The organism is Amycolatopsis sp. w19, assembly GCF_051373225.1.
GTDB lineage: Bacteria > Actinomycetota > Actinomycetes > Mycobacteriales > Pseudonocardiaceae > Amycolatopsis > Amycolatopsis japonica.
In genome coordinates this window covers 199688-213612 of sequence record NZ_JBPQFM010000008.1, presented here as the reverse complement: position 1 = coordinate 213612, position 13925 = coordinate 199688, and the positions used below count along the sequence as shown (strand labels likewise).

The following is a 13925-nucleotide window of genomic DNA, read 5'->3' as shown; positions in this document are numbered from 1 at the left end:
GATGGTTCGGAAACGCGTGAAGGCCTCCTTCCCTCGGCTCAGTCGAGGGAAGGAGGCCTTCACGCGCGGGCAGGGGTTAGTTGCCCGCCTTCTTCAGCAATTCGGTGTAGTCGGCCACCTCGGCGGCCGGCGGTGCGGTGACGTTCACCGGCGTGCCCCAGTCGCTGTAGGTGTAGGTCGACTTGACCTCGCCGGCTTCAGATGCTCCGGCCGACTTCATGACCGAGGTCAGGTCCATGGTCAGCTTCAGCGGGAGCTGCTCGGCGTTGAACCACAATTCGGCCGGAACCCGCAGATCTTTGTCCCCGAGTCGCTTCTCGATCTCGGCCCGCTGGTCGGCGGGGACATCGCCGCCGAGGAACAGTTCGATCTGCTTCTTGACGTCGTACTCGACGAAGTAGTGGTTCACCGGGACGCCGTCCAGCTGGGTCTGCTCGGACCGGATGATCCGCCCGGCCTTCTCGATCAACTCCAGCTGTTTCGCCGGGTCGCCCATCTCGAACGACCGCAGCAAGGCCTTCCCCATGGCCTTCGCCCGGGGATCCGCGCTGTTCAGCTCGATCTTCCCCCAGGCCTTGTCCGTCTTGAGTTCGGCCTGTTCCGACGGGGGCAGCTTGAGGTACAGCGTCTGGTCGACCAGACGCAGGACGCCTGCTTCGCCCGCGATGGTCATGTTCGCCTCGATCTTCGAGGCCGGACCGTCGTAGTACGCCAGCAGGGTGCCCGTGACCTTGGCGTCTTTGGTGATGGCGTCGATGGTCGTCTTGGACGACTTCGTCTTCCGCGTCCCCTGCTTCGCGGCCTCGACGAGGCCGAACGCGTCGGTGAACGGGTTGGCCAGCGCGAGCTCGCCGCCGTTGTTCTCGGCCGTCGCGCCAGGGCGGGTGCCGCAGCCCGTGACCACGAGGGTCAGGGCCGCGGCCACCGCGGCGAGCTTGAAGGTGGGACGCATCAGCGTCCGGCCTTCTTCATGATCTCGGCCAGGTCGCCGACCTGGTCGGCGGGCGGGGCGGTGACGGTGATCGGCGTTCCCCAGTCGGTGTACTTGATCGTGGCCTTCGCCGAACCCTCACCGGGAGCGCCCAGCGCCTTCATGAACGCGGTCTGGTCCATGGTGACCTGCAGCGGAAGGTTGTCGGCGTTGAGCCACAGCTCGGTGGGGATGGTGATGTTCTTGCCCTTGAGCTTCGCGTCGAGCTGCTTCTGCGCCTCCGGCGGGAGCGGCACACCGGCTTCGCCCACGACGAGCGCGATCGCCTTCTCGACCTCGATGTCGATCACGTAGTGGTTGGTCAGCTCGCCGTTCAGCTCGACCTGGTCCGACTTCGTGATCTTGCCCGCCTTCGAAACCTGCTCGAGGGTGCGCGACGGGTCGCTGTCCTTGACGGCCTTCGACATCATCTTGCCGAGCAGCTGAGAGAGCGGGTCCTGGCCGTCGGCCGAGACCTTCACGTACTCCTTGTCGGTCTTCATCTCCGCCTTGTCGGCGGCGTCGAGCTTGAAGTACAGCGCCTTGTCGACGAACAGGATGTCCATCTTCTTGCCGTCGCTGTCCATCGACATCGAGAACTTGCTGTTCTCGCCGTCGTACAGCCCCTGGCCGGTCACGGTCATGGTCTGGCCACCGGAGGAGGCCTCCATGGAGACCTTCGAGGACTTGGCCTTCTTGGTGCTCTCGCGGGTCAGCGCCGCGAGCTGGATCGGGTCGCCGAGCGGCGACGAAAGCAGGCTCTTCCCCTCGGAAGGAGCAGGAGCGGGAGCAGCCGCGCCGGGCTGCGTCTCGCCACCGCAAGCGGACAGCGCCAGGACGGCGGCCGTGGTGATGGCGGCGAGCATGGTTACGCGCTTCAAGTGGACCCCTCAGAAAAGTTGATCTAATCCGAACGGGGTATCGCGCAAGATCGGATTTAGTTACCGATCGTCGTCATGCCCGGCCCGGGAACCCAAAAGGCGGCGCAAAGACTCCAGTCGCTCGTGACTGGCGTCACCATCCGTGACCACGTCGTCGAGCGCGCAGTCCGGGTCCGAAGGCGGTCCGAGATGACCGCAGCCGGACGGACACTCTTCGGCGGCCGCGGCGAATTCCTCGAACGCGAGCACGATGTCGTCGGCGGTCACATGTGCCAGCCCGAACGAGCGGACGCCGGGGGTGTCGACCACCCAGCCGCCGCCGGGCAGGGGGAGCGCGACGGCCGCGACGGACGTGTGCCTGCCCTTGCCGACCGCGCTGACCACGCCGGTCGCCAGTCCGGCGTCGGGCACCAGGCGATTGACCAAAGTGGACTTCCCGACCCCGGAATGCCCGACCAGCGCGGTGAGCCTGCCCTTGAGCCGCCCGGTCAGTTCTTCCGGATGTTCGTCGTGCCGGGTGACCACGGCCGGGATGTCGAGGCCCGCGTAGCCGGCGAGGAGTTCGTCCGGGCTCGCGAGGTCGGCCTTCGTCAGGCAGAGGACCGGCTCGAGACCGCCCGCGTAACAGGCGACGAGACACCGGTCGATGAATCCGGTGCGCGGCGGGGGATCGGCCAGCGCGGTCACGATCAGCAGCTGCTCGGCGTTGGCGACCACCACTCGTTCGAAGGGGTCGGTGTCGTCCGCGGTCCGGCGCAGCACACTGGAGCGCTCGTCCACCCGGATGATGCGGGCGAGGGTGTCCGGTTTCCCGCTCACGTCGCCGACGATGCCGACGGTGTCGCCGACGACGACCGGGACCCGGCCCAGTTCACGGGCCCGCATCGCGGTGACGACGCGGTCCGGATCGGAGTCGATCGCGCAGGTCCAGCGGCCGCGGTCCTTGCCGATGACCATCGCCGTGGAGGCGTCCGCGTGCTCGGGACGGCGTTTGCTGCGCGGCCTGGTGCCCTTGCCGGGACGGATCCGCACGTCGGATTCGTCCAGCCTGCGCCAGTCCTTGCCCGCCAAACCGCCTCCTGCTCTTCGAACACCGCGGAACAATGATCCCATGCTGCTCGCCATCGTCTGGCCGGCGTGTAACGATGGCTGTCGATTAGGGAGGTTTTCGCATGTGCGGGCGTTATGCCGCCACCAAGGACCCGGCGGCGCTGATCGACGAGTTCGCCGCGGTGGACCTGACCGAAGGCCGGATCCGGACCGATCACAACGTGGCGCCGACCAAGGACGTGCCCACCGTCGTGCAACGGCATCCGCGTGACGCCGACGGCGCGGTGCTCGAAGACGAACCCGCCGTCCGGTCGCTGCGGATGATGCGCTGGGGCCTGGTCCCGTTCTGGGCGAAGGACCCCGGTGTCGGCTCGAAGATGATCAACACGCGCGCCGAGACGGCGAAGGAGAAGCCGTCCTTCAAGAAGGCGGTCTCGGCGAGGCGCTGCCTGGTCCCCGCCGACGGCTGGTACGAGTGGCGGCGTGACGGCAAGGAGAAGCAGCCCTTCTTCATGACCGGACCGGGTGACGGCTCGCTCGCGTTCGCCGGGATCTGGGAGACCTGGCGGCCGAAGGAGGACAAGGACGCCGATCCGCTGATCACCTTCTCCGTGATCACCACGGACTCGGTCGGCAGGCTCACCGACATCCACCACCGCATGCCGCTGCTGATGCCGCGCGAGAAGTGGGACACCTGGCTCGATCCGGACCGTCCCGACGTCACGGATCTGCTCGTCCCGCCCCCGGTGGACCTGGTCGACACGATCGAGCTGCGGCCGGTGTCCAGCCTGGTCAACAACGTCCGCAACAACGGCCCGCAGCTGCTGGACCGCGTGGAACCCGCCGCCGACAGCGCGCTCTTCGAGCTGCCGAACCCATGACGAAACTCGAGATCGACACCGCCTACGGCCCCGCGCGGGCCGAGCTGCACTGTGCCGAAGAAGGGGTCGCGGTCCTGATGCTCGGGCACGGCGCGGGCGGCGGGATCGGGGCGAAGGACCTGGTCGCGGTCACCCGCGCGGCGCAGGCGGCCGGCGTCCACGTCGCGCTCGTCGAGCAGCCGTACCGGGTGGCCGGCCGCCGGGCGCCCGCCCCCGCCACCCAGCTCGACACCGCCTGGCTCACCGTGGCCGACGAGATCTCCGAGCGCTTCGACGACCTCCCGATCGTGTTCGGGGGCCGGTCGTCCGGGGCCCGCGTCGCCTGCCGGACCGCCGCGGCGGGGCAGGCGGTGGCGGTGCTCTGCCTGGCCTTCCCCGAGCATCCGCCGGGAAAACCGGAGAAGAGCCGGCAGGGTGAATTGGACGCCGTCGAGGTCCCGACCCTGGTGGTGCAGGGTGAACGGGACCCGTTCGGCCTTCCCAAGGCCGGGCCGCATCACGAGATCGTGGTGCTCCAGGGGGATCACAACCTCAGCGCCGACCTCGACGGCGTGTCACGCGCGGCCGCCGAGTGGCTGGAGCGTGTGCTGCGGCCGCTGACCTGAGAACCGTCGCCGGGCGTAGTGCACGGTGACCACGGCCAGCAGCGGGCCCCAGAGCAGGAGCGGCGCGTAACAGGCGGCCATGACGATGTCGTAGACCGGCGAGTCCTCCCTGGTTCCCGGCGGCACCGAAGACCCGGCCTGAGTCCAGCGGAACAGCCACTGGACGCTCAGCCCGATCAAGGCGATCGCCCCCGCGGCGGCCGGGAGGATCGCCGCGAGCGGCGGGATCCGGCGGCCGCGCAGCCCCGGGATCCAGCGCGGCCAGACCTCACCCCACGGCCGGACCAGCCCGAGGGTGAGGAACGCGAGCGCTTCGGAGAGCAGGCTCAGGCCGAAGACGTAGGCCGTGCCCCAGCCGGGGATCCCGAACTCGGCCAGCCCTCGCGCGGTGAACCCGACCGGGAGGCCGAGGCCCATCGCGATCCGCCACAGCCCGGACGGCACCGTCACCAGCGCCGCCGCGTGGGCGGCGAGGTTCGCCCATCTCGGTACGCCGGGCAAGGTCTCGGTCATTTCGTCGCTCCCGGGAGTCGTCGTTCGTTCGCCGATGACGATTCCCTGGCGCGGCCGCGTGATCTTCCCGCTGGGGACCGACCGCACTCCCTCTCACGGGTGAGTGGTCAGCCGTGTCCATGAAGGATTTGGGACGTCGAGTGATGCTCTTGGTTTATTCGGACGGGGTAGGTCTCGGCCGCCTGTTCCGGCTGGTGCGTGCTGTGGCTGACGGTGTTGGCGGGGTGTCTATCCGCTGGTCAAGTGGGTGACGGAGGGCGTGTCACGGTGGCCTGACTCCTTCTCGGCTGTCCGCAGGGGACACTTTCGGGGTGATCGTGCCCGATTCGAGCGTTCACGATGGGGGTCGTGAGTGATAAAGAGCGTTAGAACGCTCTTTATCACTCACGACCCCCATCGAAAGCCGCACATATATACATCAAACGGACATTCACCCTTCACTGCCTTCAGGGTCAGGTTCGGTTCTGGTGTCCCCAATGAGCGTCATTGGTGACACCAGGACCGAGTACCGGGCGACACCCATACCGCGGCCTTGCACGCGCGACTACCGCATTCAGAGGACTAAACGCCGGGAGTGGTCAGCCGGCGATCGGGGCCACCACGGCGCCGGTGAGCCGCGCCAGATCGCCGGGCGCGAGTTCGACCTCCAGCCCGCGCCGCCCCGCCGAGCAGTGCACGGTCTCGAACTTCTCCGCCGACGAGTCGATCACCACCGGCAGCCTGCTCCGGTGCCCGAGCGGCGAGATCCCGCCGAGCACGTACCCCGTCGCGCGCTGCGCGGCGGCGGGGTCGGCCATCTTCGCCTTCTTCCCGCCCACGGCGGCCGCCAGCGCCTTCAGATCCAGCTGACCGGTGACCGGGACCACGCCGACGGTCAGTTTCCCGTCGACCTCGGCGACCAGTGTCTTGAACACGCGCGCGGGGTCGAGCCCCAGCGCTTCGACGGCTTCGAGGCCGTACGACTCCGCCCGCGGGTCGTGGTCGTAGGCGTGCAGCACGTGCGCCACTTTCTGCTTCACCAGCAGCGCCGTCGCCGGGGTTCCCTTGCCTGCCATGGCCGGAGTGTACGAACCCGGGGGAATGCATCACCGGTCACCACTGTTGGAAGCCATGTGTCCACCACACTCGAAGCCCCCCGAATCCTGATCCCGCGCACGCCGGGCGGCCAGGTGATCCGTCCGCGCGTAAACTCGGCGACGTCTCATGCGCACAAGCGCATCGACGCCGATCGGGAAGGGAACGGTTTGCCGAGCACGCAGAATCCCGCGCCGGACACGGGCACGGACGCCGAAGAGGCGGCCGCGCGGGCCGAGCGCTTCGAGCGGGACGCGATGCCCCTGCTCGACCAGTTGTACTCGGCCGCCATGCGGATGACCCGGAATCCCGCCGACGCCGAGGACCTCGTCCAGGAGACGTACCTGAAGGCGTACGCGGCCTTCGCGTCTTTCAAGGCGGGTACGAACCTCAAGGCGTGGATGTACCGCATCCTCACGAACACCTACATCAACGGCTATCGCAAGCGTCAGCGCCAGCCGGTGCAGCAGCCCACCGAGGAGATCACCGACTGGCAGATCGCCAAGGCGGAGAGCCACACCTCCAGCGGGTTGCGCTCGGCCGAGGTCGAGGCGATGGACAACCTGCCCGACGCCGACGTCAAGGAAGCGCTGCAGAAGCTGCCCGAGGAGTTCCGCCTCGCGGTCTACCTCGCCGATGTCGAAGGTTTCGCGTACAAGGAGATCGCCGAGATCATGGACACGCCCATCGGCACCGTGATGTCCCGGCTGCACCGCGGCCGCGCCCAGCTCCGTGACCTGCTCGCCGACGTCGCGCGCGAGCGCGGCTTCATCCGCGCGGGCAAACAGCAGGAGGTGGCGGGGCGATGAGCGAGGACTACTGCGCCGGAGCGGACGACAAGGTCAGGTGCGAGGAGGCCCTCGCCGACATCTACCTGCTCCTGGACAAGGAGTGCAGCGCCGAGCGCGACGCCGCCCTGCGCAAGCACATCGAGGACTGCCCGCCGTGCCTTGAGGAATACGGCATCGACGAGCACATCAAGCAGCTGCTCGCCCGCAAGTGCGGTGGCGACCACGCGCCGGACGACCTGAAGTCCCGGCTGCGGGCCTCCATCCGCCAGACCGTGCAGACCAAGGGCTCGATCACCATCGAGCGCACCGAGGTCAAGATCGAGCAGACGTTCGAGTAACCACGGCCCAGGACACACGAAGGCCCCCGTACCGGATCGGTGCGGGGGCCTTCGTCGTCTGATCGATGATCAGGAGTTGGGCTTCTTGCCGTGGTTCGCGCCGTTCTTCTTACGGTCGCGACGCTTGCGGGCGCGCTTCGACATGTTTCACTCCTCGTCCGAGTGGCCCGCGCGGGGTGATACGACACCGCTGGGCCAGGGTCAACCTCTCCAGTGTGTCATGCGGCCCTCACCCTGCTTGGATGGGGACGTGTCCACCCTTTCCGATCTCCTCGCGGAGAACACCGGCCTGTCCGGTCAAGCCGCGGACCATCTCCAGACCGTGGTCGCCGAATGGCAGCTGCTGGCCGACCTGTCCTTCGCCGACTTCCTGCTCTGGGTCGCCGTGTCGGAGGAGCTACAGCCCGATGGCGGCGACTTCGTCTGCGTCGCGCACGCGCGCCCGACGACGGCGCCGACCGCCCATCCGGAGGACGTCGTCGGCTCCCGGTTCACCGAGGACGAGCATCCGCAGCTGGCCAAGGCGAGCCGCGAGGTGCGGATCTGCCGCGAAGAGGACCCGCATTGGTACCGCGACCTGCCGATGCGGCGCGAGGCCATCCCGGTGGTGTTCGGCGGCTCGGTGATCGCCGTCCTGTCCCGGGAGACCAACCTGGCCGCCTCGCGGGTGCCGAGCCCGCTCGAGATCGCCTATCTCGGCAGCGCGGGCGACCTGTGCCAGATGATCGTCGACGGCACCTTCCCCAGCCCGGGTAACCAGACGGACACCCACACCAGCCCGCGGGTCGGCGACGGCCTCATCCGCCTCGACCCGACCGGCACCGTGGTCTTCGCCAGCCCGAACGGGTTGTCGGCCTACCACCGGATGGGGCACGAATCGGATCTCGTCGGCCAGCGCCTCGCGCCGCTGACCAGGTCGCTCATCCGTGACCCGTTCGACGCGACCGAGGTGTCGCACCGGATCATCGAGGCACTCGACGGCAAGCCCAGCAGCCGCACGGAGGCGGATTCCCGGCGTGGCGCCGTCGTGCTGTTCCGTGCGCTGCCGCTGCGGCCCGCCGGGCAGCCGGCGGGCGCGCTGGTTCTGGTGCGCGACGTCACCGAAGTGAAGCGCCGTGACCGCGCCCTCCTTTCGAAGGACGCGACGATCCGCGAGATCCATCACCGGGTGAAGAACAACCTGCAGACCGTCGCCGCGTTGCTGCGGCTCCAGTCGCGCCGGACCTCCAGCGAGGAGGCGCGGCTCGCGCTCGGCGAATCCGTGCGCCGCGTCTCGTCGATCGCGATGGTGCACGAGGCGTTGTCCATCTCGGTGGACGAGCGGGTCGATCTCGACAAGCTGCTCGACAACGTCCTCCCGATGGTCGGCGAGGTCGCGACGGCCGAATCGCAGGTCGGGCTTTCGCGCACGGGTTCGTTCGGCGTCGTCGTCGCCGAGATCGCGACGCCGTTGGTGATGGTGCTGGCCGAGCTGGTCCAGAACGCCATCGAGCACGCCTTCCCCGATGGACGGCCGGGCAAGGTCGAACTCGTGGTGGAGCGCTCGGCGCGCTGGCTCGATGTCGTCATCCGCGACAACGGGCGCGGGCTGCCCTCGGGGTTCTCGCTGGAACGCAGCGACGGCCTCGGTCTTCAGATCGTGCGGACCCTCGTGGAGTCGGAACTGCGCGGATCGCTGTCGATCCGGGGATTGCGCGGGGATTCCGAAGAGACCGGCGGTCGCAGGCTGGGCACCGAAGCCGCCTTGCGCATCCCGCTGTCGCGACGTCTGTAGTGGACTGTCGCGTTTGATCATCCTCAATGGACAGTCCCACCCGGACACGTTTTAGGGCCGGCGCCCGAAGAGAAGTGGCGCCGGCCCTGTAACGGTTCCGCGGGAGGACTTGTGAAAGCCCGCTGAAGCCACACCCCCTCGGGGGCGTGTCGGCCTCGCTTGTTAAGCTCAAGTCGGGTAGGTGTCACCTCGCGACGCAGGGCCATAGAGCCACTGCACCGCGGGATTACCCGAGGCTTGGGGTTGTTACTCAGTTTTTGGTGATGCGATGAAGCGTGCGTGAGTTGAAAAACTCAGGCGGAGGTACGCGTGCCGATGTGCGTACGACGGCGCTTCAGGGCCCGTCGCTCGTCCTCGCTCATCCCGCCCCAGACGCCTGCGTCCTGCCCGCTGGCCAATGCCCAGGCCAAGCAGTCGGAAGCGACGGTGCAGCGGTGGCACACGGCCTTCGCCTGCGCTACCTGCGACAGAGCAGGACCGCTGGTTCCCACCGGGAAGAACAGCTCGGGGTCCTCGTCTCGGCAGGCCGCGTCGTGGCGCCAGTCCATGTTTCTGAGCTCCTTCATAACGGCGCGGTACTCCGCGCCATAGTCGTCATGGCGGTCGTTTTTTTGGGTGCTTGTGAATGCTTTCACGAAGCACCCGTTTCGACAAGGGTTTTCTGAAGATCGGTGAGTCAGCTCACCCGGCCGAGCGACGCTTCTGACCTGCGGTTTCGTTCCGAAACGGCCTTCCGATGGGAAGGCCGATGCGGTGAGCGGAGGTTCTGCGTCGATGAGCGGCAGTTCGTACTTTGCCGCAGGCGATCAGCGGTCCGGTCGTCAGACGATTACCGTCAGTGCTCCCGGGACGCTGAAGAACTCCACCCTCTTCCGCTGGCCGACGAGGTCGCCGTCCACCTGGAAGTTTACCGGTTCAGCAGCGTCTATGCGGATCATCGGCAGGTCATCGTGACGAAGGAGACGTCGCCCGCGTTGGTCGCTCTTCGTGAGCAATGCCTGCCGTACATGCTTGAACACGGTGGGCAATCCCAGACCGCTCAACGCGAAAAGGCCCAGTCCGGTGTCGAACGAGCTGTCCGGGTTCAGGTGGACGGGACGGTCGCCCAGGTAGCTCCACGGATCGGTGTTCGACACGAAAGCGGTCAGCACTTCGGTGGGCTCTTCACCCGGGATGCGGACCGTGAGGGGCGGACGACCGAGCGGAGGCCGCAGATGCGACGCCACCGCGGCCCTCAGATAGAGCCCCGCGGTGGTCTGCTTGCCCCGGCGCTTGGCCACGCGGCCGACGACGTCGGCGTCCCAGCCCAGGCCGGCGTTGAAGGTGAACCAGTGGCCGTCGGCGATCCCGAGGCCGACTTTGCGGCTTCGGTCGTTCTCGATGGCGTTGAGGAGCTGATGGGTCGCTTCGACGGGATCGTGCGCGATCCCGAGCGCGCGGGCGAAGACGTTCGCCGAGCCGCCCGGTACGACACCGAGCATGGGGACGTCGCCGACCTTCGCCGGATCGCCGTCGGCGTCCGCGAGGAGACCGTTGACCACCTCGTTGACCGTGCCGTCGCCGCCGTGGGCGACCACCAGGTCGATCCCGTCGCGGGCGGCGGACCGCGCCACGGCCATCGCGTGGCCGCGGTAGTCGGTCTCCACCACGTCGAGTTTGACCTGGCTGGCCAGTGCGTGCGCCAGCACGTCACGGCCACCGGCGGTGGTCGAGGTGGCCTGGGGATTCACGACGAGGATGGCACGCACATACCGCAGGGTAAGTGACGTCGGCCCGAAGAGGGGAGCGTCAGGTGACGCGAAGCTCAGTGGCCGGTGCGTCCTCGAAGCAGCACCTTATGACCCTGTGGCGGGCGTTCCTCCTCATCGTGCTGTTGTTCCGCCGCGCGTCGTGACAAGTGCACCCGGGCCGACCGCCCGCTCATCGACGACACCGCCAATTCTTCCCCTGCGGCGGCGAGGGGAAACCGGCCGACCGGGTGGCATACGATCGAAAGTGCTCACGTACGGTGACCCGCCCTGGCGGAGCACCGTGTCCGGAAGCCTGGAAGGCTGTTTCGCCGTGTCCATCGCCGACAAGCTCTCGCCCGCGCCCCGTGAAGTCCGCCTCGCCGGCGCCGTCACCGCGCTGCCGGGGCTCGCCCTGATCGTGTTCGCGATCCTGCTCCTGGTCAACGGCCGGGCCGGGCCCGAGAACCTCCTGGCCGAAGTCGCCTACTACCTCGTCCTCGCCGCCGGGACGCTGGCCTGCGCCGCCGGGCTGATGATGGGGAAGACGTGGGCGAGGTCGCCCGGCGTGGTCGTCGCGCTGATCCTGGTGGGCGTCGGCTGGTACGGCGCGGGGCCGTCCGGGCAGCCGTTGTGGGGTGTGCCGCTGGGGCTGGTCGGCGTCGCCGTCGTCGTGCTGCTGTTCCGCCGCCCTTCGCGCGCGTGGGCGCTCGGGATGCAGGAAGGCGAGACCGAGGAAGAGGCCGCCGAACGGGACGGTGCCGCGGGCCGTGCGGCGCGTCGTGAGCGCGAGGAACGCGACTCCTGACTAGACCTGGTCGGCGAGTGCCTTCAGGGGTTCGTCGGTGAGGCGGTCGACGGTCCATTCGTCCATCGGCACCGCGCCGAGCGACTTGTAGAACCCCTGTGCCGGGTTCCAGTTGAGCACCGACCACTCCAGACGGGCGTAGCCGCGCTCGACGCAGACCGCCGCGAGGGTGGCCAGGAGCGCTTTGCCGAGGCCGGAGCCGCGCTGTTCGGGGCGGACGTAGAGGTCCTCCAGGTAGATGCCGTGCACACCGCGCCAGGTGGAGAAGTTGAGGAACCAGAGCGCGTAGCCGACGATCTCGCCGTCGACCTCGGCGACGTGCCCGAACAGGCCCGGCGCCTCGCCGAACAGCGCGACGCGCAGCTGCCCGGGCGTGAGGTGGCATTCGTCCGGGGCGCGTTCGAACTCGGCGAGGTCGTAGACGAGCTGGACGACGGCGTCCACGTCTTCTTCGCGGATACGCCGGATGCGGTCGTCCATTTCAGTCCTCTGTGGTGGGGAGCAGGTTGAGGTGTTCGATCTGCGGCTCGCCGCGTTCGTCGCCGAGCACCGCGACACCGGCCGGGTCGAGTCCGAAGTGGACACCCGCCGTCGACGGGAGGCCGATCCAGCGCGCGACCAGGACACGGCTGAAATGTCCATGGCCGACCAGGATCACGTCACCCCTGCCGAGCGGCTCGCGGATCCGGTCGATCAGCTTGTCCGCGCGGGAGTTGACGTCTTCCGCGCTTTCGCCGCCGGGGATCGGGTGTGACCAGACCGTCCAGCCGGGGACGGTCTCGCGGATCACCGGGGTCGTGACGCCCTCGTAGTCGCCGTAGTCCCATTCGGACAGCTCTTCGGTGACCTCGTCGACGCGCAGTCCGGCCAGTTCGGCCGTGCGCAGCGCCCGGGTGCGGGGGCTGGAGAGGACGAGCGCCGGGCTGCCGCCGAGTACCGCGCGCAGGGTGCCGCCCGCCGCGCGGGCCTGCCCCTCGCCGGCGGCCGTGAGCGGGATGTCGGTGCGTCCGGTGTGCCGTCCGTTGACTGACCACTCGGTCTGACCGTGCCGGAGGAGGAAGAGCCGATGTGCCACGTTGCGAATATAGCCTGCCGTCCGGTTATGCTACTGGTGAGTAACATGGTGAGGAGACCGTGATGGCGCAGAATCCGACCTACGCGATGTGGAACCGGCTGGCGGGCAAGCCGGTCGGCAAACAGCTGTTCTCGGCGGCGATGTGCCTGCGTGTGCCGTACTTCCGGACGGTGCTCCCGTCGGTACGCGAGCTGCGTCCCGGCCGGTGCGAGGTGACGTCCCCGAAGTGGTGGGGTGTTTACAACCACATCAAGACTTTTCACGCGATCGCGGCCTGCAACCTCGCGGAAATCGCGATGGGCATGCTCGCCGAGGCGACCGTGCCCACGACGCATCGCTGGCTGCCGAAGGGCATGACGGTCGCGTACGTCGCGAAGGCCGAGACGAGTCTGCGCGCCGTCGCCGAGCTTCCGGAGTTGCCGGAATTCGGCGACGAGGGCTTCGAACTCCCCGTGCCGGTGACGATCACGGACACGAACGGGAAACCCGTCGTGACCGCGACCATCACCATCTGGGTGACCAAGAAGAAGTAAGACTCAGGCGTTTCGTCCTCTGAATGCGGTCCTTGCGCGTGCAACTACCGCATTCAGAGGACGAAACGCGGGTGGTCAGAGGGGTTTGAACTGCACGTAGGTCGACAGCTTGAAGGTGTTCTTCCCGCTCGCCGACGGGAGGCCGAGTACCTCGTCGGCCGCTCGCGTCAGCGGGCCGCAGCCGGTCGTACCCGGCAGGGCAAGCTGCGAGTCGACGACGCCGAACCTCACCGTCTTCGGGTTCTGCGAGATCACCTCGAAGGGGACGGCGGGATCGTCCTTGACCACCGAGTGCAGCGGCGCGTCGAGAGTGCCGATCGTGCATTCCTTGGGCAGCAAGGGATGCCGCAGGACGGCGTAGAGGTCCAGCTCGCCGCGGCGCTCGTCGTTCGACAGGAAGTCGGAGTAGCCGCCGTACTTCAGCTGCAGGGTCGTGCCGAAAGCGCCGCGGATCCGGGCCGGGGCGTGCCGCAGTTCGCCGAACACCTGCGCGAACTTCCCGTCCACTCTGCCTTCGGAGAACGTCAGCCGCATCTCCCCGAGCGGGATCTCCCGGTCGCCGATGGTCAGGGCTCCTTGGGAGACAAAGGCTTCGCAACGCCAGGTGCCGGGGTCGGCGTTGGCGGGCGGAGCGGGGCAGGCGGAGAAGTCGAAGTTCGGTAGCTTCGCCGCGGAGGCGTGGCCGGGGAAGGCGAAGAGGGCGGCTGCGGACAGTGCGGCCGCGGTTGCGGCGAGAAGGCGTCTCATGGCTCGAAAGAGTGGTCTGAGCCGGTCCGAGCCACATCGGGGAAGCCACCCAAGGGACCCCTGAATCGCCACGTTCGAGTGAAAATAAACGGTGTTTACCCAGCTGACGCGAATCTGCTTCGGATTCGCTCTTGAAGGCGGCTCGAACAGCGGGCGAT

18 protein-coding genes are annotated in these 13925 nt (G+C 68.1%); 7 read left to right on the top strand and 11 right to left on the bottom strand.

Translation table 11 applies throughout. The features are described from left to right. Positions 1-76: 76 nt before the first annotated feature. Genes ACSMFO_RS18680 through rsgA form a run of 3 tightly spaced genes read right to left on the bottom strand, consistent with a single transcriptional unit; the run spans position 77 to position 2922 of the window. Positions 77-952, bottom strand: a complete 876-nt coding sequence (locus tag ACSMFO_RS18680) for a hypothetical protein (protein ID WP_436459829.1) — start codon at positions 950-952, stop codon at positions 77-79. Then, complete coding sequence (locus ACSMFO_RS18675) at positions 952-1851, bottom strand: hypothetical protein (RefSeq protein WP_436459827.1); 900 nt, start codon at positions 1849-1851, stop codon at positions 952-954. The genes ACSMFO_RS18680 and ACSMFO_RS18675 overlap by 1 nt, the downstream gene beginning before the upstream one ends. Positions 1852-1911: 60 nt before the next feature. After that, positions 1912-2922, bottom strand: a complete 1011-nt coding sequence (rsgA, locus tag ACSMFO_RS18670; protein ID WP_038508649.1) for a ribosome small subunit-dependent GTPase A — start codon at positions 2920-2922, stop codon at positions 1912-1914. A 101-nt stretch (positions 2923-3023) separates the two neighbouring features. Between rsgA and ACSMFO_RS18665 the strand changes: the two genes are divergently transcribed. Continuing rightward, the gene (locus tag ACSMFO_RS18665; RefSeq protein ID WP_436459825.1) at positions 3024-3782 is read left to right on the top strand and encodes an SOS response-associated peptidase; all 759 of its coding nucleotides are present in this window, start codon (positions 3024-3026) and stop codon (positions 3780-3782) included. Beyond that, the gene (locus tag ACSMFO_RS18660; RefSeq protein ID WP_436459823.1) at positions 3779-4387 is read left to right on the top strand and encodes an alpha/beta hydrolase family protein; all 609 of its coding nucleotides are present in this window, start codon (positions 3779-3781) and stop codon (positions 4385-4387) included. Before ACSMFO_RS18665 ends, ACSMFO_RS18660 begins: the two co-directional genes overlap by 4 nt. Here the strand turns inward: ACSMFO_RS18660 and ACSMFO_RS18655 are convergent. After that, a complete protein-coding gene (locus ACSMFO_RS18655) occupies positions 4337-4900 on the bottom strand; it encodes a hypothetical protein (protein ID WP_436459821.1) in 564 nt (187 codons plus the stop codon). The genes ACSMFO_RS18660 and ACSMFO_RS18655 overlap by 51 nt on opposite strands. A 578-nt stretch (positions 4901-5478) precedes the next feature. Further along, positions 5479-5955 (bottom strand): Cys-tRNA(Pro) deacylase, encoded by a 477-nt coding sequence (gene ybaK / locus ACSMFO_RS18650; protein WP_436459819.1) that lies wholly within the window; start codon positions 5953-5955, stop codon positions 5479-5481. Positions 5956-6144: 189 nt separating this feature from the next. Between ybaK and ACSMFO_RS18645 the strand changes: the two genes are divergently transcribed. Both ACSMFO_RS18645 and rsrA read left to right on the top strand, forming a co-directional pair. Further along, positions 6145-6783, top strand: coding sequence for a sigma-70 family RNA polymerase sigma factor (locus ACSMFO_RS18645; RefSeq protein ID WP_026466946.1), 639 nt, complete (start codon positions 6145-6147; stop codon positions 6781-6783). Next, positions 6780-7103, top strand: coding sequence for a mycothiol system anti-sigma-R factor (gene rsrA, locus ACSMFO_RS18640; protein WP_037341057.1), 324 nt, complete (start codon positions 6780-6782; stop codon positions 7101-7103). The genes ACSMFO_RS18645 and rsrA overlap by 4 nt, the downstream gene beginning before the upstream one ends. Before the next feature lie 69 nt (positions 7104-7172). On the opposite strand, the gene ACSMFO_RS18635 is transcribed toward rsrA, so the two are convergent. Then, entirely contained in the window at positions 7173-7247 is a 75-nt protein-coding gene (locus ACSMFO_RS18635; RefSeq protein WP_369299112.1) for a 50S ribosomal protein bL37, read from the bottom strand. 106 nt (positions 7248-7353) lie between these two features. Here ACSMFO_RS18635 and ACSMFO_RS18630 point away from each other — a divergent pair, with 106 nt between their 5' ends. Continuing rightward, entirely contained in the window at positions 7354-8877 is a 1524-nt protein-coding gene (locus ACSMFO_RS18630) for a sensor histidine kinase (RefSeq protein ID WP_360094524.1), read from the top strand. Between the two features lie 293 nt (positions 8878-9170). Here the strand turns inward: ACSMFO_RS18630 and ACSMFO_RS18625 are convergent, their stop codons facing one another. Next, positions 9171-9425, bottom strand: a complete 255-nt coding sequence (locus ACSMFO_RS18625) for a WhiB family transcriptional regulator (protein ID WP_007028999.1) — start codon at positions 9423-9425, stop codon at positions 9171-9173. 273 nt (positions 9426-9698) lie between these two features. Then, entirely contained in the window at positions 9699-10625 is a 927-nt protein-coding gene (locus tag ACSMFO_RS18620) for a diacylglycerol/lipid kinase family protein (RefSeq protein WP_038508660.1), read from the bottom strand. A gap of 283 nt (positions 10626-10908) precedes the next feature. Between ACSMFO_RS18620 and ACSMFO_RS18615 the strand changes: the two genes are divergently transcribed. Next, the gene (locus ACSMFO_RS18615) at positions 10909-11412 is read left to right on the top strand and encodes a hypothetical protein (protein ID WP_436459816.1); all 504 of its coding nucleotides are present in this window, start codon (positions 10909-10911) and stop codon (positions 11410-11412) included. On the opposite strand, the gene ACSMFO_RS18610 is transcribed toward ACSMFO_RS18615, so the two are convergent. Then, positions 11413-11892, bottom strand: coding sequence for an N-acetyltransferase family protein (locus ACSMFO_RS18610; RefSeq protein WP_436459814.1), 480 nt, complete (start codon positions 11890-11892; stop codon positions 11413-11415). 1 nt (position 11893) lies between these two features. Then, positions 11894-12487, bottom strand: coding sequence for an acid phosphatase (locus tag ACSMFO_RS18605; protein WP_073848368.1), 594 nt, complete (start codon positions 12485-12487; stop codon positions 11894-11896). Positions 12488-12549: 62 nt separating this feature from the next. Between ACSMFO_RS18605 and ACSMFO_RS18600 the strand changes: the two genes are divergently transcribed. After that, a complete protein-coding gene (locus ACSMFO_RS18600) occupies positions 12550-13020 on the top strand; it encodes a hotdog fold domain-containing protein (RefSeq protein WP_037341070.1) in 471 nt (156 codons plus the stop codon). Between the two features lie 75 nt (positions 13021-13095). On the opposite strand, the gene ACSMFO_RS18595 is transcribed toward ACSMFO_RS18600, so the two are convergent. Continuing rightward, positions 13096-13767, bottom strand: coding sequence for a hypothetical protein (locus ACSMFO_RS18595; RefSeq protein ID WP_436459812.1), 672 nt, complete (start codon positions 13765-13767; stop codon positions 13096-13098). Positions 13768-13925: the final 158 nt, after the last annotated feature.